General features: G+C 52.2%; 14 protein-coding genes, 1 tRNA gene and 1 pseudogene. 11 read left to right on the forward strand and 5 right to left on the reverse strand.

Annotated features, from left to right (window positions below):
* Positions 1 to 34: 34 nt before the first annotated feature.
* From GHO25_RS13350 to GHO25_RS13360, 3 genes are all read left to right on the forward strand, one after another.
* A complete protein-coding gene (locus tag GHO25_RS13350) occupies positions 35 to 1,342 on the forward strand; it encodes an MFS transporter (protein ID WP_256677222.1) in 1,308 nt (435 codons plus the stop codon).
* Positions 1,343 to 1,432: 90 nt separating this feature from the next.
* Positions 1,433 to 1,720 carry a YciI family protein gene (locus GHO25_RS13355; RefSeq protein ID WP_153326439.1) on the forward strand — a complete coding sequence of 96 codons (288 nt, stop codon included), beginning with the start codon at positions 1,433 to 1,435 and terminating at the stop codon, positions 1,718 to 1,720.
* A 149-nt stretch (positions 1,721 to 1,869) separates the two neighbouring features.
* Positions 1,870 to 3,066, forward strand: coding sequence for an OprD family porin (locus tag GHO25_RS13360; protein WP_228392621.1), 1,197 nt, complete (start codon positions 1,870 to 1,872; stop codon positions 3,064 to 3,066).
* A gap of 121 nt (positions 3,067 to 3,187) precedes the next feature.
* Here GHO25_RS13360 and GHO25_RS13365 read toward each other — a convergent pair.
* Together GHO25_RS13365 and GHO25_RS13370 are read right to left on the reverse strand one after the other, a co-directional pair.
* Positions 3,188 to 3,263 (reverse strand) — tRNA-Asn (locus tag GHO25_RS13365).
* A 66-nt stretch (positions 3,264 to 3,329) separates the two neighbouring features.
* Positions 3,330 to 4,526: an amino acid aminotransferase gene (locus GHO25_RS13370; protein ID WP_048369183.1), complete on the reverse strand. Its 1,197-nt coding sequence runs from the start codon at positions 4,524 to 4,526 to the stop codon at positions 3,330 to 3,332.
* 335 nt (positions 4,527 to 4,861) lie between these two features.
* Between GHO25_RS13370 and uvrB the strand changes: the two genes are divergently transcribed.
* The 5 genes from uvrB to GHO25_RS13395 all read left to right on the forward strand — a co-directional run bounded on the left by uvrB (position 4,862) and on the right by GHO25_RS13395 (position 12,066).
* Positions 4,862 to 6,877 carry an excinuclease ABC subunit UvrB gene (gene uvrB / locus GHO25_RS13375; protein ID WP_153390966.1) on the forward strand — a complete coding sequence of 672 codons (2,016 nt, stop codon included), beginning with the start codon at positions 4,862 to 4,864 and terminating at the stop codon, positions 6,875 to 6,877.
* A 282-nt stretch (positions 6,878 to 7,159) separates the two neighbouring features.
* Positions 7,160 to 7,804 carry a sugar dehydrogenase complex small subunit gene (locus tag GHO25_RS13380; protein ID WP_153390967.1) on the forward strand — a complete coding sequence of 215 codons (645 nt, stop codon included), beginning with the start codon at positions 7,160 to 7,162 and terminating at the stop codon, positions 7,802 to 7,804.
* Positions 7,801 to 9,393, forward strand: coding sequence for a GMC family oxidoreductase (locus GHO25_RS13385; protein ID WP_153390968.1), 1,593 nt, complete (start codon positions 7,801 to 7,803; stop codon positions 9,391 to 9,393). The genes GHO25_RS13380 and GHO25_RS13385 overlap by 4 nt, the downstream gene beginning before the upstream one ends.
* 1 nt (position 9,394) lies before the next feature.
* A complete protein-coding gene (locus GHO25_RS13390; RefSeq protein WP_153390969.1) occupies positions 9,395 to 10,738 on the forward strand; it encodes a cytochrome c in 1,344 nt (447 codons plus the stop codon).
* A 179-nt stretch (positions 10,739 to 10,917) separates the two neighbouring features.
* Positions 10,918 to 12,066 (forward strand): MFS transporter, encoded by a 1,149-nt coding sequence (locus tag GHO25_RS13395; RefSeq protein ID WP_153390970.1) that lies wholly within the window; start codon positions 10,918 to 10,920, stop codon positions 12,064 to 12,066.
* A gap of 73 nt (positions 12,067 to 12,139) precedes the next feature.
* On the opposite strand, the pseudogene GHO25_RS13400 reads toward GHO25_RS13395, so the two are convergent.
* Positions 12,140 to 13,879, reverse strand: a pseudogene (locus tag GHO25_RS13400) (TonB-dependent receptor family protein); the annotation flags it as partial.
* A 46-nt stretch (positions 13,880 to 13,925) separates the two neighbouring features.
* Here GHO25_RS13400 and GHO25_RS13405 point away from each other — a divergent pair.
* On the forward strand, positions 13,926 to 15,599 hold the full coding sequence (locus GHO25_RS13405; RefSeq protein ID WP_153390971.1) for a recombinase family protein: 1,674 nt from the start codon (positions 13,926 to 13,928) through the stop codon (positions 15,597 to 15,599).
* Positions 15,600 to 16,124: 525 nt separating this feature from the next.
* Entirely contained in the window at positions 16,125 to 17,963 is a 1,839-nt protein-coding gene (locus GHO25_RS13410; RefSeq protein ID WP_153390972.1) for a hypothetical protein, read from the forward strand.
* Positions 17,964 to 18,008: 45 nt separating this feature from the next.
* Here the strand turns inward: GHO25_RS13410 and GHO25_RS26920 are convergent, their stop codons facing one another.
* Positions 18,009 to 19,046, reverse strand: a complete 1,038-nt coding sequence (locus GHO25_RS26920) for a restriction endonuclease subunit S (RefSeq protein ID WP_372240939.1) — start codon at positions 19,044 to 19,046, stop codon at positions 18,009 to 18,011.
* A complete protein-coding gene (locus GHO25_RS26745) occupies positions 19,012 to 20,454 on the reverse strand; it encodes an N-6 DNA methylase (protein ID WP_218581079.1) in 1,443 nt (480 codons plus the stop codon). The genes GHO25_RS26920 and GHO25_RS26745 overlap by 35 nt, the downstream gene beginning before the upstream one ends.
* Positions 20,455 to 20,917: 463 nt before the next feature.
* Between GHO25_RS26745 and GHO25_RS13420 the strand changes: the two genes are divergently transcribed.
* Positions 20,918 to 21,832, forward strand: a complete 915-nt coding sequence (locus GHO25_RS13420; protein ID WP_153390973.1) for a replication initiation protein — start codon at positions 20,918 to 20,920, stop codon at positions 21,830 to 21,832.
* Positions 21,833 to 22,241 lie beyond the last annotated feature (409 nt).

Here is a 22,241-nt window from a genome sequence, read left to right on the forward strand (position 1 = left end):
CGTCCAACCACCATAAAGACAAGAAAGGTTGCGTATGAACGTTAATCCGCCCAATGACCCGCGCATGGCCAGGAAAGCCGCCTTCGGCAGTTTTCTCGGCAGCGTGGTCGAATACTACGATTTCTTTATCTACGGCTCGGCAGCGGCTCTGGTATTCAACAAACTGTTTTTCCCTTCCGATGATCCGATGGCGGGGACCCTCGCGGCCCTGGCCACGTTCGGTGTCGGTTATATCGCCCGGCCAATTGGCGCAATGCTATTCGGGCACATGGGCGATCGTTTCGGCCGCAAACAGGTCTTGATGTTGACGCTGCTGTTGATGGGCCTGGCCACCTTCACCATCGGCCTGCTGCCCACCCACGCCAGCATTGGCGCCTGGGCCCCGGCCTTGCTGGTTCTTTGCCGGTTGTTGCAAGGGTTGTCTGCAGGAGGCGAACAGGTCGGTGCAAGCCTGCTGACCATGGAGCATGCCCCAGGCAAGAAGAAATCCTTCTATACCAGTTGGCTGATCAACGGTGCCTCCATGGGCTCCATTCTCGCCACCTCAGTCTTCATCCCGTTATCGATGCTGTCCGAAGAACAACTGCTTGCCTGGGGCTGGCGTATTCCGTTCCTGCTCAGCGCGGTGATGGTGGTGATTACCTGGCTGATCCGTCGCGGCGTTGATGAAAGCCCGGAATTCAAGACAAACAAGCCCAAAGACCGGCATCTGCCCATCGCCGAACTGTTTGGTAAGGAATCGCGGGCATTCATCACGGTGTTCTGCTGCGCCCTGATCGTTTCAGTGTCGTCGCTGGTGATGATCTTCGGGCTGTCCTGGGCCACTAACAATCAACACGTTGATCGTGCGTCCATCCTCATGGCAATTGCGGCAAGTCAGGTCGGTGCTCTGATCTGCCAGCCATTTTTCGGCTGGCTGGGCGACCAATGGGACAGGAAGCGCATCTTTGCCATCGGTTCGCTGGCCAGTTGCGCCGGAGTGTTTGTGTTTCTGTGGTCGATTACCACCGGCCAGATCTGGTTGATCGTTTTCACTACCGTGCTGCTCAAAGCGGTGTGCTACAGCGCACCCAACGCCTTGTGGCCATCCTTCTATGCCGAGATGTTCAGCATGCGGGTACGCTACACCGGCGTCGGTCTTGCCACTCAATTGAGCTTCATCGTCGCCGGATTCTCGCCCAGCCTCTGCTATGCACTGCTTGGCCACGATGGCAACTGGTTACCGGTGGCGTACTTCGTCGGCGGCCTGGCACTTATCGCAGCCATTGCCGCCATGACATCCCGCCCTGCGGCAGAGGTTATCAATAGCCGTCAGGCCAGCGCGAACCCCGTCGCGCACTGATCTCCCCTGAGCGTCACCCACTTCGCACATCACAAGGCGCTGGTTTCTCGCACAGCAACGGGAAAACTCGCGCCTTATTTAGGAGTAGCCATGCCATTTGCACTTATTGCTTTTGATCACGATGACGCCCTGGAACGGAGGATGGCCTGCCGTGAGCAGCATCTGCAACGTCTGCAAGCACTCGCCAAAGAAGGAAAGTTCCTCGGCGGCGGGGTCTTGCTGAACGAGCAAGGCAAGATGATTGGCTCCAATGTTCATCTGGGTTTCGACCAGCGTTCAGACTTGCAGAACTGGCTTGAAGACGAACCGTACATCGTCGGCCGGGTATGGGAGCGAATCGAGATCCTGGAAATCAAGCCGTTGACACTGCCCACCTGACTCATCAGACGCAAAGCGGTCTCTCCACTTACCTTAACAACCGGGTCAAGCAGCCTTCAGCGGCTGCGTGGCCTGCTTACGCCAAAAGAAAAATAATAATGAACACACTCTCTCGTCTCAGCTTGTGCATCACCGCTTCCAGCCTGTTCATGGGTACACAGACTCTGCATGCCGAAACTCAAGACGAGGCCAAAATTGGCCTGACGCTGCGCAACTTCTATATCGACCGCAACTTTGTTGGCGACTCGACCAACCAGAACAAAGCCAAGGAATGGACCCAAAGCTTCATCCTCGACGCCAAGTCCGGCTTCACCCAAGGCACAGTGGGTTTCGGCGCCGATGTGCTCGGCCTGTTCTCGGTCAAACTCGATGGCGGCAAAGGGACCAAAGGCACCCAGCTTTTGCCGATAGACAGCGATGGCCGCCCTGCCGATAACTTTGGCCGACTCGCTGTTGCCGGCAAGATGCGTATCTCGCAAACCGACTTGAAGGTCGGCGAGTGGATGCCGGTACTGCCGATTCTGCGCTCCGATGATGGCCGCTCCCTGCCCCAAACCTTTCAAGGCGCTCAGATCACCTCAAAAGAGATCAACGGCCTGACCCTCTATGGCGGGCAAATGCGCAGCAACAGCCCGCGCAACGATTCGAGCATGCAAGACATGTTCATGACCGGACGCGCCGCCTACACCAGCGACCGCTTCAATTTTGCCGGGGGCGAATACACCTTTAATGACAAGCGCACCCTTGTCGGCGTGTGGCATGCCCAGCTCAAAGACATATACCAACAGCAATATCTGCAGGTTCTGCACAGTCAGCCCATGGGTAACTGGACCTTGGGCGCCAACCTTGGCTACTTCACCGGCAAACAGGACGGCAGCGCCCTGGCCGGAGATCTCGACAACCGGACCTGGTCCGCCCTTCTGTCCGCGAAATACGCCAGTCACAGTTTCTACGTGGGCTTGCAACGAGTCAGCGGTGACGACGCCTGGATGCGGGTCAACGGCACCAGTGGCGGCACATTGGCCAACGACAGCTATAACTCCAGTTACGACAATGCCCGGGAAAAATCCTGGCAAGTGCGTCATGACTTCAACTTTGCAGGGGTGGGCGTGCCAGGCCTGACGTTAATGAACCGCTACATCAGCGGCGAAAATGCCCATGTGGGAACAGTCAGCGACGGCAAGGAATGGGGGCGGGAAAGCGAATTGGCGTACGTGGTGCAGTCCGGCAGCTTTAAAGCACTGAGCGTGCGGTGGCGCAACTCTACCCAACGGCGCAATTGGGGCACCAACACCAGCTTCAACGAAAACCGGCTGATTATTTCTTACCCGTTGTCGTTACTGTGACGTGAAACGTAATAGCCAGGACGATGGTCGCGACTCAAGAAAGCCATAAACGAAAAAACCCGCCTTTCGGCGGGTTTTTCGGACGATTAAGAACCGCTGAAAGCGGCTCTGAATCTTTATCTGGCTCCACGACCTGGACTCGAACCAGGGACCCAATGATTAACAGTCATTTGCTCTACCAACTGAGCTATCGCGGAATGAGGGCTATCTTACTGATATCTAAAAAGAAGTCAACGCTTTGGCTGACTTCTCTCCAAAAATTTTTAGATGACCTTCACAATGGCGTCGGTTACGCCTTCGATGTTGCGCTGGTTCAGGGTTGCAACGCAGATCCGGCCAGTGTCGAGCGCGTAGATACCGAACTCGGTGCGCAGGCGCCCTACTTGTTCAGCGGTCAGGCCGGAGTACGAGAACATGCCGCGCTGACGCGCAACAAAGCTGAAGTCGTGGCCTGGTGCTTTTTTCGCGAGCAGTTCAACCATCTGACGGCGCATGCCGCTGATGCGCTCGCGCATTTCAGCCAGCTCGGCTTCCCATTTGGCACGCAGGTCCGGGCTGTTGAGAACGGCCGCGACAATGCTTGCACCGTGAGTCGGCGGGTTGGAGTAGTTGGTGCGGATCACACGCTTGACCTGGGACAGAACGCGAGCGCTCTCGTCTTTGGACTGGGTGACGATCGACAGTGCACCTACACGCTCGCCGTAGATCGAGAACGATTTGGAGAACGAGCTGGACACGAAGAAGCTCAGGCCCGAGTCAGCAAACAGGCGCACGGCAGCGGCGTCTTCGGCGATGCCATCGCCAAAGCCCTGGTAAGCCATGTCCAGGAACGGAATCAGGCCCTTGGCTTTGACAACTTCCAGTACGTTCTGCCAGTCAGCCGGGGTCAGGTCAACGCCGGTCGGGTTGTGGCAGCAGGCGTGCAGCACAACGATCGAGCCGGCAGGCAGGGCGTTGAGGTCTTCGAGCATGCCAGCGCGGTTCACGTCATGGCTGGCGGCGTCGTAGTAACGGTAGTTCTGTACCGGGAAACCCGCGGCTTCGAACAGTGCGCGGTGGTTTTCCCAGCTTGGATCGCTGATGGCGACCACAGCGTCTGGCTGCAGTTGCTTGAGGAAGTCAGCACCGATTTTCAGCGCGCCCGTGCCACCAACCGATTGCGTGGTAATCACACGGCCAGCCGCCAACAGTGCCGAGTCAGCACCGAACAGCAGCTTTTGTACTGCCTGGTCGTAGGCTTGAATACCATCGATCGGCAAGTAGCCGCGCGAAGCGTGCTCTGCTGCCCGGATCGTTTCGGCTTCGATAACGGCACGCAAGAGTGGAATTCGTCCCTCTTCGTTGCAGTAAACACCGACCCCCAAATTCACTTTGTCGGTACGAGTATCGGCATTGAATGCTTCGTTGAGGCCCAGGATAGGATCGCGTGGTGCCATTTCGACAGCGGAGAACAGGCTCATTATTACGGCGGCTCTGAATGGATGATGGAGGGGGTGACAACGCTCCAGCCGATTGCACTAGAGCGGTGCACAAACGGGGAGCAAGTATAAAGCTGATCAGGATTGGGGCAACAGGCGAAACCCGGTTTTGGCCAAGTATTTGAGTTTATTTTTGGCCCACTGGTCTAATTGCAATATTTGCCCAAACCGGCGTGCCAGCCTCACGCCTTGAAACAGTCAGTCACGATCTCCATATTTACACGTATCCTGTTTGCGCTGCGGCATGCGTCGTGTGCAGTCTTTCTCGCTTTGGCCGGGATTATCCCGACTCAAGGAAGCGAAATCAGAGGTCCTTTATGTCCGATTTTCAGCTCGTTACCCGCTTTCAGCCCGCCGGCGACCAGCCCGTGGCCATCCGCCAGATGATCGAAGGCATTGAGGCCGGTCTGTCGCACCAGACCCTGCTCGGGGTAACCGGTTCGGGCAAGACGTTCAGCATTGCCAACGTGATCGCCCATGTCAATCGACCGACGCTGGTGCTGGCGCCGAACAAAACTCTGGCCGCGCAGTTGTACGGCGAGTTCAAGTCGTTCTTCCCGAACAATGCGGTGGAATACTTCGTCTCGTACTACGACTACTACCAGCCGGAAGCGTACGTCCCCTCCTCCGATACCTTTATCGAGAAAGACGCGTCGATCAACGACCACATCGAACAGATGCGACTGTCGGCGACCAAAGCGTTGCTGGAGCGCAAGGACGCGATCATCGTGACAACGGTGTCGTGCATTTATGGTTTGGGCAGTCCGGAAACCTATCTGAAGATGGTGCTGCACATCGACCGTGGCGACAAACTCGACCAGCGCGAGCTGTTGCGCCGTCTGGCCGACCTGCAATACACCCGCAATGACATGGATTTTGCCCGCGCCACCTTCCGCGTGCGCGGCGATGTGATTGATATCTACCCGGCCGAATCGGACCTTGAAGCGATCCGCATCGAACTGTTCGATGACGAAGTCGAAAGCATCAGCGCCTTTGACCCGCTGACCGGCGAAGTGATCCGCAAAATGCCGCGCTTTACCTTCTATCCGAAAAGCCACTATGTGACCCCGCGCGAAACCTTGCTCGAGGCCGTCGAAGGGATCAAGGAAGAACTCAAGGAACGCCTCGACTACCTGCGCACCCACGACAAACTGGTTGAGGCGCAGCGTCTGGAACAGCGCACCCGCTTCGATCTGGAAATGATCATGGAGCTGGGTTATTGCAACGGCATCGAAAACTACTCGCGCTACCTCTCGGGCCGTGAGTCGGGTGCCCCGCCGCCAACGCTGTTTGATTACCTGCCTGCTGACGCGCTGCTGGTAATCGACGAATCCCACGTCAGCGTGCCGCAAGTCGGGGCCATGTATAAAGGCGACCGCTCGCGTAAAGAAACCCTGGTGGAGTACGGTTTCCGTCTGCCTTCGGCGCTGGACAACCGGCCGATGCGCTTTGACGAGTGGGAGCGCATCAGCCCGCAAACGATCTTCGTCTCGGCGACCCCGGGCAACTACGAAGCCGAGCACGCGGGCCAGGTGATTGAGCAGGTAGTACGGCCAACCGGTCTGGTCGACCCGCAAATCGAGATTCGCCCGGCGCTGACCCAGGTCGACGATCTGCTCTCCGAAATCAACAAGCGTGTGGCGATTGAAGAACGCGTGCTGGTGACCACGCTGACCAAGCGCATGTCCGAAGACTTGACCGACTACCTGGCCGATCACGGCGTGCGCGTGCGTTACCTGCACTCGGACATCGACACTGTGGAGCGGGTCGAGATCATTCGCGATTTGCGCCTGGGCGTGTTTGATGTGCTGGTGGGCATCAACTTGCTGCGTGAAGGCCTGGACATGCCCGAAGTGTCGCTGGTGGCGATTCTGGACGCCGACAAGGAGGGCTTCCTGCGCTCTGAACGCTCCTTGATCCAGACCATTGGCCGCGCCGCTCGTAACCTCAATGGCCAGGCGATTCTGTACGCCGACCGCATCACCGGGTCGATGGAACGGGCCATTGGTGAAACCGAACGCCGTCGCGAAAAACAGATCGCGTTCAACGCAGCCAACGGCATCACCCCCAAAGGTGTGTTCAAAGACGTCGCCGATATCATGGAAGGCGCGGTGGTACCGGGTTCGCGCAGCAAGAAGCGCAAAGGCATGGCTAAGGCCGCCGAAGAAAACGCCAAGTACGAAAACGAATTGCGCTCGCCGAGCGAGATCAGCAAACGCATTCGCCAACTGGAAGAAAAAATGTACGCCCTGGCCCGCGACCTGGAATTCGAAGCCGCCGCACAAATGCGCGACGAAATCGGCAAACTCCGGGAGCGGTTGTTGCAGGTTTAAATCTCAAAACCACACACATAACTGTAGGAGCGAGCTTGCCTCGCGATCTTTTGATTATTTAAAAGATCGCGAGGCAAGCTCGCTCCTACAGGTCAATAATGATTTGCATTTCCAAAAACACATATATAAATAGTCGCACTCCAAAGATTCAACACCCGTTTTATTAATCTGAAAGCCCCCTCCCTGACTAACAACCAAAACTTGCTGTTAGTTGTATTTTGGCTATAAACAACTTTCAAAGTATTAACACCGGATGTTAATCAGTTTGCCAGGGTGGGCACTATGTCTATGGATCGTCGCTCCTTTCTTGTATCGCTGGCCTTGATACCGCCTGCCTTGTATTGGTCGAGTGCACTGTGGGCCGCTGGGTCTGCTTCAGATGCGTTTCGCGAGGTGAGCCGGATCATTACCGGCGCCGATAACCTGACCCCCGGCGCTGCCGCCAGGATCGAGGCCTTGCTGACTGAGCGTCATGCAGGCTTTGCCGCACACCTCGCCGCATTGCACAAAACCCTGGCGGCACGCACCAGCCGCGAAGCAGGTCTGTCGGCCCTCAGCGGAACGGATCTGGACACGGCACTGATCATCGCCAAACCTTGGTATTTGGGCTATGTCGGTACGCCGTCAGGGCGAATTCTTGAAGATGACGCCGCCTTCGCCACGTTTCTTGAAATGCAGGCGTATGCCAAGACCGGCGGCATTATCCCTGCGCAGAGCTACCCACCCGGCCCGGCAGGCTGGTGGCGAGACACGCCACGCGGGGTCGACGCTTCCGATTTGCCGGAAGGCGCCACCACCTGGGCTTATCAGCCATTGAAGCATTACACCATCGCCGCCCCTGATCCGGCCTGGCACGCCTATGCCGAAGGCCGGTTCGACTCAATCGAAGCTGCCCGCGCGGCACTGGGCCAGGAGGCAAGGAAATGAGCGATTACGATGCTGACGTGATTGTCGTGGGCTCAGGTTCACTGGGCTCCATGGTGGCGCTGGAACTGGCCCGCGCCGGGAAAAAAGTCATCGTGCTGGAAGCCGGGCCTGAAACCACGGACTGGAAAGTCACCGACAACTTTCGTAACTCGGCGCGGCAAAACAATTTCAACGCGCTGTTCCCGGATGTGCCCTACGCCCCCAACAGCTTCAGCCCCGGCTATATCAGCCCGCACCTTGAAGGGATCGAGGTGTTCCCCGGCACCCTGCGTTCAGTGGGCGGCACCTCACGGCACTGGACGGCGGCCACATGGCGCCTGCTCCCCGAAGACATGACCTTGAAGTCCAGCTTCGGCCTCGCCGTGGACTGGCCCATCACCTATGCCGAGCTTGAGCCGTTCTATTGCGACGCCGAATACGAAATCGGGGTCAACGGCATCGCCGATTACGACGAATCCGGCCAAGGCTTGGGGTACACCTACCCACCCCGCTCCCGGCCCTTTCCACTGCCGCCCGAAGCCAAGCCCTACGCCATTCAGCGCTTGCAGCAACAAATTGCAACCAAGGGTTATCGCATCGACGTCGCCCCTTCGTCACGCATCAGCAAACCCTATGACGGCCGCCCCGCGTGTATTGGCAACAACATGTGCAACTGGAACTGCCCGATCGGCGCCAAGCACTCGGGGTATCACGTCGTTGAAAAGATCCGCAAGTTGGGCGTCGACCTGCGCAGCAACGCCATCGTGCACAAGATCGAAACCGGCGCGGACGGCCAGGTGACCGCCCTCCACTACCTGACGCCTAACCGTGCCGCCACGCGGCTCACGGCCAAAGTTTATGTGCTGGCCGGCCATGGCTTTGAAACCCCCAAGCTGATGCTGATGAACAACCTCGGGGCGCGTTCGGGCATGGTCGGACGCAACCTGATGGTTCACCCCACCATCGACATGACCCTGCTTTCGTCGGAGCCGTTGTGGGCCGGACGCGGGCAGAACATTCATGGCGCGATCATGCAGCGGCGCAATCAGCCAGACCGCACGCGTATTCCTTCGACGCGCTATGACTTGCTGAACAACCCGCCCACTGTCGGCATTGCCAAAACTGCCCTGTCGGAGCGCAAGATCGGCGCCGCGCTGGATGACGAAATCCACGATCGTTCAGCCCGTATTTTCACCTTTGAAGCCCTGACCGAAGATTTGCCCGACAAGGCCAACGGGATATCTCTGAACCCCGGCTTCAAGGATTCGCTCGGTTTACCGGGATTGCGCCTGGACTACCGGATCTCGGACTACACCAACGCCAACCTGCCCCGGCTGATGGACGACTTTGCCAACTTCCTGCAAGCCACCAACGGTACGCGGATCAGTGCACCCACAAAATGGATTTGCCAGCAGCACATCATGGGCACGGTGCGTATGGGCACCCGAGCCGAGGATGCTGTTGTGGACCGGGATCTGCGCTGTTTTGATCACCAGAATCTGTTTCTGGTGACCACCGGGGTCATGCCCACGGCGGGCGGTGTGAACCCCACCCTGACCGGGATGGCGTTGGCCATCCGCGCTGGCAAACATATCGCCAAGGAGGTGTGACATGCGTAAAGCCTTGATAGCCGTCACCCTCGCCCTCGGCACACAGTGGGCCAGTGCTCAGTCAAGCGATGCCAGCACGGTTGAACGCGGAAAATACATCGCCACGGCAGCCGATTGCGCGGGCTGCCATGGCGAAAATCTGGCGGGCGGTGCTGCAATTGCCAGCCCGTTGGGGCCTATTTATGCCTCCAACATCACCCCGGACACACGCACCGGCATCGGCGGCTGGAGCGAAGAACAGTTGCGCGACGCCCTGCGCAAAGGCCGCGCCCCCGGCAAAGGCTGGCTGTATCCGGCAATGCCGTACACGTCATACACCGGCATCAGCGATGCCGATGTGTCAGCGCTCTACGCCTATTTGCAGAGCGTGCCTGCGGTCAACCATGAAGTGCGCGCGACCGATTTGGGCTTTCCGTTCATACGGCCGGCCATGATTGCCTGGAACTTGCTGTACCTGAAGGAAGGACACGCGGCAGGCGAGAAACCTGCGCAAGGCAAGTCGGCAGAACGCGGGCGCTATCTGGTTGAGGCCCTCGGGCATTGCAGCGCGTGTCACACACCACGCGGGGTCCTCATGGCGGAGTTGCCGGAGCAGCACCTGGGCGGCGCGTTTGTCGGCGGCTGGCAAGCCCCCAACCTCACTAACGACCCGTCCGGACTGGGTAGCTGGAGCGATGAGGAACTCAAACAGTTTCTGCAAAAAGGCCATAACTCGGGGGCGGTCGCAGGGGGTGATATGGGCCTGGCCGTGAGTCGCAGCCTGAGCCATCTGGGCGACAGCGACATTGCCGACATCATTGCCTACTTACGCCAGGTGCCACCGGTCATGACTCAAACCTTGCCTGCTGCGCCCTCACGCCCGGCCCGCGTCGGCCCTGACACCGTCGAGGGGCCGATTACCGGCTGGCGTAACCTGGCCAACAACGCCACCACCGATGGTGCCGTGCTGTATCAATCGGCGTGTGCCAGTTGTCACGGGGTCGACGGCACTGGCACCGCAGGGCCGGACTTAGGCGGGTTACGCGACTTGCGCTCGGCCCATCCCAATAACCTGGTGCAAGTCATCGCCGGGGGCATCAACCTCGAAATGGATGGCAGGCACATCCTCATGCCCGGTTTCCGTGACCAAATGAACAACGAGCAAATCGCCGCACTGGCCCGCTATGTGCGTTCGACATTTGGGCAAGTGCCAGGCTCCGGGCCGGATGAACAAGAGGTGGCCAGCATTCTGTCGGATAAAACACCGGTGAGCTGGCTGATCAAATACGCCCCGGCGCTGGCCTGGGGCGCGATTGTCGTGCTGGTGCTGCTGGTGGGTTGGGTGTTCGCGCGGCGTAAAGTCTAGGCCCCCGTGGGAGCGGGCTTGCTCGCGATGCAAACGACTGGGTCTGTCTGTTACACCTCGTCGATCCAATCGCGAGCAAGCCCGCTCCCACAGCGTGATGGCGTTCGCGGGTCGCGAGGTTGGCCGCAACTGTGTAAGGATGTTGCTTTGTTTTTGCCGCTTCTCCTTCAAGGAAGACCATGACCTCCATGCCTAAAGCGCCTCCGGTTCCGGGGCATCTCGAACAACTTTCGACGCGAATTGCCTTTTTTATTGCCGGCTTCGGCATCGCTGCCTGGGCACCGCTGGTGCCTTACGCCAAGGCGCGGGCCGGGCTGGATGACGCGACGCTGGGGCTGTTGCTGCTGTCGCTGGGCGTCGGTTCGATTCTGGCAATGCCGATAGCCGGGGTGCTGGCCACCCGCTTTGGTTGCCGCCGGGTGCTGACCGCCGGGACCCTGCTGATCTGCCTGAGTCTGCCGTTGCTGGCGACAGTCAGTTCCATCCCGTTGCTGATTGCCACGCTGTTTGTCTTTGGCGCTGGGCTGGGCACCGTCGACTCCACCGTCAATCTGCAGGCAGTGATTGTTGAACGCGCCAGCGGGCGCAACATGATGTCCGGCTTTCATGGCTTGTTCAGTGTCGGGGGGATTGTCGGCGCTGCCGGGGTCAGCGGCCTGCTGGCCGTCGGTCTGACGCCTTTGTGGGCCATGGCCGTGGTCATCGTGCTGATCCTCGCAGCGCTGTTCAAGGCCGCTCCGCACCTGTTGCCCTATGGCAGCGAGAGCAGCGGCCCGGCGTTTGCCATTCCCCATGGCGTAGTGCTGTTTATCGGCCTGCTGTGCTTTACCGTGTTTTTGGCTGAAGGCGCGATGCTCGACTGGAGCGCGGTGTTCCTGACCTCTGAAAAACACATCAACGAGGTGTATGCCGGGCTCGGTTATGCCGCGTTTGCCCTGACCATGACGGCAGGCCGCTTGCTCGGCGATACCATCGTCAGCCGCCTGGGCGCACGTCGGGTCATCGTTCTGGGCGGTCTATTTGCCGCCGCCGGGCTGGCGTTGGCGACAGTGGCGCCAGACTGGGAAGTGTCGCTGTTGGGCTACGCGCTGGTGGGTGCCGGCTGCTCGAATATCGTGCCGGTGCTGTACACCGCGGTGGGCAAGCAGACCGTGATGCCTGAGAGCATCGCCGTGCCGGCCATTACTACGCTGGGTTATGCGGGAATTTTGGTTGGGCCTGCGGCCATTGGCTTTATCGCCCATGCCAGCAGTTTGAACATCGCCTTCGGCCTGATCGCCGTGATGCTGGTAGGCGTGGCCATCAGCGGACGCATCTTGAAAGTCTGATTCACTCTGTAGGAGCGAGCTTGCCTCGCGATCTTTTAAGCCATCAAAAGACCGCGAGACAAGCCGTGCTGCTTTAGAACCCTACGCTGGCCTGCACGAAGAACGTGCGCGGCTCACCCACGTAGATACCCGAGTTGTTGTCGCTGGAACGGGTGTAATACTCCTGGTTGAACAGGTTTTTGATGCCCGCGCCCACTTTCAGGTTCGATGCTTCAGGGCCAAAGTCGTAACCGACACGGGTGCTCCAGGTGGCGTAACCCGGAATATCGCCGTACTGGCCGTCCGGCGTCGGGTCGGTGATGTAAACCCCACCAGTGCCCGGTGCATGCTGTTGCGACTGGGCAAACATGTCGAGGTTGTAGCTCCAGCGGTTGACCACGTAGCGGGCGCCCAAGTTGAGCACTTGGCGCGAGTACAACGGCAGGTCACGGCCTTTGAAGTTGGCGATGTCACCCTCGGAGGTGGCTTTGGTGTAGGTGAAACCGGCGTTCACCGACAGGCCGTCAAGGGCCGGGTTAAGCGTCGACATGTCGTAATGAACCGACGTCTCGATACCCTGGTGCTTGGTCGCGCCTAGGTTGGTCCAGCCCACGTCGTTGCTCACGTATTGCAGTTCATCAGCAAAGTCGATGTAGAACAGCGTAACTTCGCCGCCCCACACGCCATTGTCATAACGGGTACCGATTTCATAGGTCTTGGCCTTTTCAGGCTTCAGGCCCGCGGCGGTCTGGTCGCCCTGGCCGCCCTGACCCAACTGGAAGTACTGCAAGCTGCCAAACGAGGTTTCGTAGTTGGCGAACAGTTTCCAGGCATCGGAAAGGTGGTACATCACGCTCAAGGCCGGCAACGCTTCGTTGCTGTCGATGCTGCGGTTTTTTTCCGGGACCGGCACGCCTTTGTTGTCCAGCACCGAGTGGTCCTGCCAGTTGGTGCTGATGCGCTCGAAGCGAATGCCCGGGGTAATGGTCCACTTGCCGACATCGATCTTGTCATCGATGTAGAACGAGTTGGCTTCGGTCCCGCCGGTACGGTCCTGATAAATATGGCCGTCAGCCCCTGGACGGGCCACAGGCACGTTATTGACCAGTTGCAGCTGGCTGGCTTCTTCCTGCATGGCTTCTTTCAAGTAGCGATAGCCAATGCCCACTTCTTGGGTAACCTCACCCAGGGTGAAGACGTGCGACACCCGTGGCTCGATGCCGAAGGTGTGGTAGCTACGCGGGTATGACGCCAGAGTTTGCAGGTTGCGCGCAGCAATGTTGCTGCCACGGAAGCTGTCGGTGTAGTAGGTCAGGACTTCAAACTGGGTCTGGTCATCAATCTGCCGCAGGTATTTGAAGGACACGTCCTTGCGCCGCCCGGTGAAGTTGTCCCAGTCGCGCACGGACTGGTACGGGTCGGCATCAAACTGCTTCTGCGTCAGGCCGCCGGGCATGTCGGCGGTGGCGTCGTAGTAATGGAAGTTAAGGCTGAAATCGTCCTGATCGGTCGGCGCCCAATGGGTTTTCAGCAACACGTCGTCGATGTCGTTGTTGTTATTGCTCGCCCGGTAGCCATCACCTTTGACACCGGAATAAAGCAATGCAGCACCGATACCGTTGTCGGCCGTGCCGCCCAGAAAGGCCGATTCCAGATGCTTCCAGCCGCCACGCTCAGACGTTTCCAGAGTGGTACCGACTTCGCCCTGGAAGGTTTCCGGAATGGCGCGGGTCACAAAGTTGATCACGCCGCCCACGTTCTGTGGTCCGTAGCGCACCGAACCGGCACCGCGGACCACGTCAATGCTGTCGAGGTTGCCCGAGGACCACGGTAAGCTATTTTCTAATAAAATGAGCTAGAACCTAACCGGAGCCGATTCAATGCCCAAGGCATACGCATACGTCAGATGGTCAACCGCCTCGCAAGGCGAAGAAGGCCGAGACAGCCACGACCGTCAGACCACCCCACTCCAAGCATTTACAGATGTCACAGGCGTTCCCGTGGTCGAAACAGTCATCGACAAGGGGATCAGTGCGTTCCGTGGTGCAAACGCCCGGATCGGCCAGTTAAAAGGATTATTGGACAGGATAGAGAGTGGAGAAATTGAGCATGGCGACTACATCATTGTCGAATCAATCGACCGACTAACCCGCCAGAAACTCACCGACTCCGTTGATCTAATCCAGTCAATTCTCAAAAAAGGCGTGCGACTACACACCGTTTTCGACAACAAGACATATTCCTACGATGATCCAAGCCGCGACCTCGAAACCTTAATCCTTGTAGGTGTAATCGCCAAACGAGCACACGAAGAAAGCGACACCAAGAGCAAACGCTTGAAATCCGTGTGGGTAAAGAAGCGAGATACAGCAGAAACCAACGTAATAGGTAAACGATGCCCCTACGGCTTTCGTTTCGATGAACAAAGCCAATCCTTTGTCATCGTAGAAGAAGAAGCCCAAGAAATTCGCCAAATTTTCGAACTACTCAAACACGTAGGAGTATTAGAAAGCGTTAAGCAAGTAAACAAAAATTCAAAACGCCGTTGGACTAGAACAGCAGTTATTCAACTTATAAACAGCAAAAGCCCAATTGGTGTTCTACGTTTGCAACGACGAAACGAGAACGGCACCAAAGCGTTTGACCGTTACGTCCCCGACTACTTCCCAAAAATCATTGATGAAATAGAATTCAGTGCAGCCGTTGCAGCGATGAAAACCCGATTAAATGGACGAAAATACGGACGTAGGACACCCCACCACTACAATATTTTCCGGCACTGCATCCAATGTGAAGAACATAAGTGCGGAATGATTTTCAACCTACAAATATTAGGAACCGAGAAAAAACGCTACGCCTACCTTGTTTGCTCTAACAGAGCCGAACGAGTATGCGAATGTAGTAACAGAATAAGATTTGAGCTTGTTTTCGGCACATTCCTCGCTTTCGTGAGGCAGTTATCGGAAAATCGTTACATTGACGAGCGAACAGATAAGAAGCGAAAAGACTTCACTTGGTTCAGCCAAGACCAATACAAACAAATGGACACCGTAAACGACGCATTTAGCCGTTTCTTTTCCGTTCGTGATATATCGGCACCAAAAGAAGAAATACGAGCCAAGAAAGCCAAGCTAACAACCGAAAAAACCACATTGGAGATGTTAGAGGCTTCGCTAGCTCAGTTTGACGGAATAATCCCAAATACATTTATCAGGCGTGTGGCCGACAGCGAAGCACGGATCACCGTGTTAGAAAGCGAGATCCAAAAACTTGAAGGCACACTAGCAATCGAAGCGGAAACGCTCGAAATCACCACCTACGAGGACATAATAGCCCTATACGAAACAGAAGCAGGCCGATTGAAGCTCAACACATTTTTCATCACCAGAGGAATCACCTTCGACGTTAAAATTGACAAAGAAACAAATCTCGTCGGCATGGACATTCGTATAAAAGGTGAAAAAGACTTTAATCTTTACACCCATCAATTTTTCAAACAAAAAGCCCCACTAACGCCATTCGGAATACCAGACCTTTCCCACATCATAAAATAAACGTACCCCCTCTAAAATTCTGCATCTTGGAGGGGGTTACACATTAACAAATTAAGGCGTTACACGTTAAAACTTAGAACAACAATCAAAGGCTCCATGCTCTTAATCACCAGAATAGCTTTTGACTTTCTCCAAAAGAAGACTTTTTTAAAAAAATCTCTCGCATAATGCACCCCCCTGCATACGCCTCACGTATACACACGCACGCACGCACGTCTTTAGTTATCTATATATAGATATCATATATACTAGATAACAATAATAAAGATTACTACACCGCACGCACATACCCAACCAGCACCGCCATACAAAACCACCAACACTATCATGCTTGATATACATTTTTTATGTGATTAAATATGTGTATATGGTTCAAGTTCTCAAAGAAGCCCCTCAAAGCATACCTGCTATGTTAACAGTCCCACTTTTGCTACGCAAAAGATGTGACGGTTAACGCAGGTGCCTAGTCGGCAAGACAGAAGCAAAAGCCAAAATCAAAAGCAAACCCACTCCACTGAGGATAAAATGAATGATACCAATTTGCAGACAATCACACTGACCAAAAGAGATCGAAACTACTCCAACCTGAAAGGGTTAGAGAGTTCCCTAAGACACTCGCTTAGGCTCGATCAAAACGAGTATGATGAGTTCGAATTCAACCCCAATCCAACCCACCCCAATGTTGCCATTGTTGGTGGTATTGAACAAATATTAACGATGGAATTGGCAGAGCAATTACTGGCCGACTTTAACGAACATCTACAAACCAAACTAAAAGATACAGAAGCGACTGACGAGATAGCAGCAGAAAAAGAAAAGCTCCGAAAACTAAAATCGAAGCTGGTAAAATTCATAAACGCAACCGAACCGACTGAAATAAAAGAATACGTCACATCGGTAATGGAAGGAGAAAAGCCGTTAGTAGTCGGAGACTATGCCGCCCTACTCAATCAACACAAAATTAGCCGTATAGCTCAGCGTATTGACCTTTTAGAGAACTACACCACCAAGAAGCAGGAAATCCAGCAGAACGCACCAGATCGAGCCGTATCAAGGACGGTTAACAGGGTTAAAGAGATAATCCTTGTGATCCCTGAACCCAATAAACTGGCAATCACAAAGGGATACACTGACCTTTTGCAGAGAGCTATACACCAGTTCTATCGAAAAAATTTCCCCAACAACACCATACTTTTTTCATTTAGCCACTTGGACGAGACAACCAACCACGTTCACGCCTTTCTTGACCTTCAAAATACGAAGAGTGGAAAATATGACTTTTCAGCCCAAGAATATGAATTCGCATCACAATACTATTTAAAAAATAAAGCCAACCTTGAAAATATATCCGAACCGCCGACATTGGAAGACTTCAAACTTCCAAACCGTAGCGATGAAAAACAAAACCATAGGTTTATTCGAGAGCGTGAGTCTTGGAAGTCAAAAGTCATGCAGGCGGCGTTCTATGAACACTTTAATGGCTTAGCCTCAGCGTTCGGTTTGCAAGCCAAATTCCTACCAAAGACAAATGAAAAAAAGGAATATTTGAGCAAAATCGAGCAAGAAGCAAAAAAACCTAAAAGCGAGCGAAGCCATAACTATTACACAAGACAAGTAGAAAAACTTGAACAAGAACTAATAGAAAAGAAGGAAGAACTTGCCGAACAAAATACGAATGTCGTGACGCTTAAAGCCACTATGACCGACCTTCAAAATACTGTTTCAACCTACCAAAACAAAATCCAAACCTTGGAAATTCACGCGACGGAGCAGAAAACAGAAAATGAAAAACTCGACAATCATAGAAAAATACTTACCGAAGACATAACCAATAAGACAAACAAAACCGAAGAGCTAAGAGAAAACTTCAAAACCACCAAAGAAAGAATGACCAAGGAACTACATGAGCTAAGGAGAAAGATAGTGGATGACACCAAAAGGAAATCGGTGCTAGAAAATGCCATTAAGGTTTATGAGGAAGAACTTGAACCGTTGATAAAACGCTTTGATATTTTAGTTGATCAAATACTTGAAGCAAAAAGACTTGATAAAAATATCGACCAATATTACAAGAGGCTACGAGAAAACACCTATAAAATGGCAAGCCGCTTGGGTTCCGAGAAACGAAAGGATTATCTATTTAATGCGAGAGAACAGCTTAAAGAACGAGGAATAGACCATACGAAGGTAGAACTAGGCATTGCTGATAGATTTAGATTATGGGCATCCGACAAGTTCACCAACAAGCAAGTCGTTGAATTTGACAAAGAAGAAGCCGATCAAGCGAAACAAGCAAGAAAGATAAGGCTCTTGAAACCTAAACCGCCAAGCCCGTTTCAAGACCCTTACGACCCTTACCAATAAAAAAGCCCCATATAAGGGGCTTCTTTTAAGAATGCATTATAAAATCTAAGGCTTACTAGCCTTAAGATATACCGAGTATTGGGCTCGCTTTAAGTACTCTAGATTCATCATGTATTGTTCCATATACTGATAATCTGGATGTCCAGTATCAGTAACAGGAAGCATTATCTTATCCCTAGCAATACGGGAATCATTAATCTCCCTATTAAAATTATACTTCTCTGAAAGCTTATTCGCTTGAGTTGCTATAAACAGATAGATAAATGAACTAAACTTACTATTCTTTAGATGCGTGACATGATCGCTCGCCACAAACTCATAAGGGTGATAAAAGCTTGCACCAACGCTACCGCTATTTGCAATCGTAAGGCAATTTGAATAAATTCTTACCCCCTCGAAGTTGCCAATAAAATTATCAACCCCATTATTAGCTGCGGTAGACGACACATACGGTTTTTTACCCGGTATTTGATTTGCTTTTGTTAGTCTTTTTCCTCGTTGAACCGTTTCAAAAATATCTGTAAAGAAGAACTCATGCCATTCTTTGTCCGCAAGAGGGGCAACAACTTCAAATTTAACTTCCTTGTCATTTTCGTTTTCAAACAAATATTCTATATTCTGCATAATCATTGAAAATTCAAAATTTAAATATTTTCCAATGGTAGCTTCAAACTCGATTCCATTTGGAACCTCATCATTAAAATAATAAAAGCTATGCAGCCATTCATCTTCTGCCTCGACGCTAGTTTTCACACAGAATTTGCTTTCGGATTCAATCCGTTCAAACCATACATCCAGCAGATGTTGATTTTTATCTTTTGCTTGCTCTGTTTGAACTAATCCTATATGTGGACTAATCCTATAACCGTCATCTCTGAAATCAATGAACTTACATTCTTTATCGGCTGGATGAGGTTCGCCCGCTTTAAAAATAGCAATACATGGCAAAGTTCCAACACCATAAAACGTATCTTTGTTTAGAGTAATTACCCCTTCTAAAGTGTGCTTTTTGAGTATATTTTTCTTTAGCGATTGCTCCTCAATTGTTTTACCAGTAACTGACGATTGAGGAATAATAACTATTACACGCCCCCCCTGTAATCACAGAATTAAGCAGGTGTTCGGTAAAAGCCAATTCATAAAGACCGGGATTTTTCTTTGAGCCTTGTGAGTATGGAGGATTCATCATCCCCACAGAAGCTTGTTTGAGCTGAAGTTTCCTTGGGTCTTCCTTTAGAAAGTCATGATTGATTAAATTACTTTTTCCATCACCACGGAGAATCATGTTTGTTGTTGCAATCGTGAACATGTATGGCTGTAATTCAAAGCCATGCAATTGCTTCTGGCGAATACTTTTCTTTACTACTTCGCTATCTGCTTTCGCAAGCATCTGATGCATTGCAGCGATTAAATACCCTGCTGTTCCAGCACAGGGATCAAGTACGATGTCGTCGGCCTTTATATCCACCAACTCACAGAATAGATCAGTTATATGCTTTGGTGTTAAAACAATACCTAACGTCTGACCATCTCCACCAGAGTAGGACATGAATTCACCATAGAACCTTCCCAAATAATCTTCCGATGAGCTTGTATATTTAATACTCATGTAGATCTTTTTGTATAAAAATTCCGTAAAGTGTTTCAATGGCGTTTTATTAAGGGTTGAATTCACCTCGTTGAGAATGTGAGTGTCTTTAATTATTGAAAACTGACCAAGAATTTTGTCACGCTTAACATCCGGCGATACTTTTGAGCGTGTTAGGTTTTTTTCGATAGCGTTATAGATTTTCTCGCCATCTGTATCAACCTCATCACCTGTGAGGCTAGCGATATTGAAACCACCAAACTCCGCCTCACGCAAAGCCAAAAGAATGCCAGATACAATCAACGGTTTTTGAGTATCCTGTAAACTCGCATAATTTCTTAGAGCTATGTGCAGCTCAGCTGCGTCTTTTAATATTTCAGCCAGTTCTTTCTCTTGATCAGTATCTTCTTGAAGAATTTCTCGAACGTAATACTCATCTATATTTTGCTCATTGAACAAAATAAAAGATTCTACTTCTGGCAACTCTCGATAATATTCTGTCTCATCAATATAAAGCGGGCTAATATTGTGCTTTTTCTCATCGCCCGAAATTCCGAAGGCTATAACTTTTTTATAGGAGGTGTTTTTTGCTAAATGCTGACCATAAAATAATGCACCGTTTACAGCGAAGTTCCTCACATCTTTCGGGCTAAGACTGATCAAGCCATCGCTGTCAATTTTTTTATGGTTTGAAACCATAGCCTTATTTTCAATGACAATTAGGAAGCCCTTGATAACTCCTACAAATTCAGGAAAACCTACTTTACCTGAACCTCTTTTGGATGCTGTTTTAAGGGCTTCGTTAATCTCATATATACTACTCCCCTGTGGCTCTAACTCAACGCCAGCCTCCTTGAGTAATTCATACACCCAAAAATCAGTTACTGCCTCTTTTTTATTCACTTAAAAAATCCATTAGGTACTTACAATTCATCAATTATATACAAACCCAATCAAGTTTTGCAATAATTATGCCGCAGGCTCGCGGGCTTTTTATTTTCTTCAATTTTACTTAATTAAATAAACTGGTAACAACCTGTAATTAAAATTATATCACGCCAAGTTTTAATTTCAACTAATCCGCTGTAAAACCTCATGATTTCAAGCCCCTTACGACCCTTATCAATAGTCAAACCCACAAAATAAAAAACCCGCAATTAAGCGGGCATTTTAACCTTCAAGTTTGACAAACCTAGAAAGTGTGGCAACTTGAAGGAAGCATAAAAAGAAAACCACCCGGCAAGGTGGCTCAACACACAACGACAATATTTTATGATACTTCCACCTCCATTTAATCATCAAAACAAATATTGTCAAGCCCCTACCGGTTTTCTTTTTTCTAAATAACTATTAGAAGAGGATAACAATGGGATGCGTAAAACTATTTGAGGACTACTTACCAAAGAGACCTTATCACACTGACGATTTAACCAGTGGCTTAAAAATAAACAAAAAAGAAAAAGCAAAACTTGCAAGGCTTGTGCAACCTAATGGGCCAACCCATAGATACTGGATGGTTTTCGACCTCGATAAATCCAACGCTGGGATGCACTGGGATGACGTGGGAGCACCAGCCCCAAACCTAATAGCTCGAAATCCGGCCAATGGGCACGCTCATTTGCTTTACCTCCTACAAACACCTGTCCGAACCGCAATCGACGGCAAAACCGCCGCTTTACGATACGCTGCAGCCGTTGAGGCAGGCTTGCGTAGTCGTCTGGGAGCCGACAGAGGCTATTCCGGGTTGATCTGCAAGAATCCGATCAATTCCCACTGGATCGTCCACCAATGGCAGGCCGATCCATACACGTTGGACGACTTGGCCGACTACATCGACCTAACCCCTGAAAAGGCCAAAGAAAAGCCCATAGAGGATTATGGCTTGGGTCGTAACTGTATGCTTTTTGACCAATTAAGAGCGTGGGCATACAAGGCGATTCGTCAGGGTTGGCCGACCTATGAACAATGGCTAAACGCTTGCCTAGACCGTGCCACCGGCTACAACGTTAATTTTACTACGCCGTTGGACATTTCCGAAGTAAAGCACACGGCCAAAAGCGTGGCGAAGTGGACGCATAGAAACTTTAACCGGGGCACCTTTGACGATTATGTCGCAAGAACCCATACAAGCGAGATACAGGCTTTCAGGGGTAAACAGAAGGGCAAGACCAAGAGAGAACGAGGTATTATCTTACTTGAAGCAGGAGCAACCATTAAGGAAGTCATGAAGGAGTTAAATGTAAGCCGTAGAACTGTATTTTATTGGAGAAAGCAACCCTAGCATTATAATTAGTGCAAAAGCCTATATCAGATAATAGCACCCCACCGGGTGTTTCTTCTTTCCACCCCATCCCCCCCTCCCCTCCGTCCGTATTCACCTACCTATATACAAGACCTATGAGCCGTTAGCCCTAGAACGCATTAGAATAGCCAAAATCGGCTCTCTTCCATTCCTTTGACACAATGACACCAACCCACACCACTACACGCCCAAAATAGCCAAATGCGTTACACCTCACAAAGTGCAAAAGCCTATATCAAAAATAGACCCAAACAGCGTTAACCACCCAACCCATCACTTTCATAGGTTTGGAGATATATCCCCCAACCTATATGTATGTATACATACATATCAAATTCTTTTCCTGACGAAAAGTTCACACTTTTCCAAATCCGAACACCGACACACG

This window comes from Pseudomonas sp. FSL R10-1350 (genome assembly GCF_009600525.1).
Lineage (GTDB): Bacteria > Pseudomonadota > Gammaproteobacteria > Pseudomonadales > Pseudomonadaceae > Aquipseudomonas > Aquipseudomonas helleri.

Bases quoted from the DNA above. Each gene is read 5' to 3' on its own strand.
- GHO25_RS13410 (WP_153390972.1), top strand. From the start codon at position 16,125: ATGAATGATACCAATTTGCAGACAATCACACTGACCAAAAGAGATCGA.
- GHO25_RS13395 (WP_153390970.1), top strand. From the start codon at position 10,918: ATGACCTCCATGCCTAAAGCGCCTCCGGTTCCGGGGCATCTCGAACAA.
- GHO25_RS13380 (WP_153390967.1), top strand. From the start codon at position 7,160: ATGTCTATGGATCGTCGCTCCTTTCTTGTATCGCTGGCCTTGATACCG.
- GHO25_RS13355 (WP_153326439.1), top strand. From the start codon at position 1,433: ATGCCATTTGCACTTATTGCTTTTGATCACGATGACGCCCTGGAACGG.
- GHO25_RS13385 (WP_153390968.1), top strand. From the start codon at position 7,801: ATGAGCGATTACGATGCTGACGTGATTGTCGTGGGCTCAGGTTCACTG.
- GHO25_RS13370 (WP_048369183.1), bottom strand. From the start codon at position 4,526: ATGAGCCTGTTCTCCGCTGTCGAAATGGCACCACGCGATCCTATCCTG.
- GHO25_RS13390 (WP_153390969.1), top strand. From the start codon at position 9,395: ATGCGTAAAGCCTTGATAGCCGTCACCCTCGCCCTCGGCACACAGTGG.
- GHO25_RS13420 (WP_153390973.1), top strand. From the start codon at position 20,918: ATGGGATGCGTAAAACTATTTGAGGACTACTTACCAAAGAGACCTTAT.
- GHO25_RS13360 (WP_228392621.1), top strand. From the start codon at position 1,870: ATGGGTACACAGACTCTGCATGCCGAAACTCAAGACGAGGCCAAAATT.
- GHO25_RS13405 (WP_153390971.1), top strand. From the start codon at position 13,926: ATGCCCAAGGCATACGCATACGTCAGATGGTCAACCGCCTCGCAAGGC.
- GHO25_RS13350 (WP_256677222.1), top strand. From the start codon at position 35: ATGAACGTTAATCCGCCCAATGACCCGCGCATGGCCAGGAAAGCCGCC.
- uvrB (WP_153390966.1), top strand. From the start codon at position 4,862: ATGTCCGATTTTCAGCTCGTTACCCGCTTTCAGCCCGCCGGCGACCAG.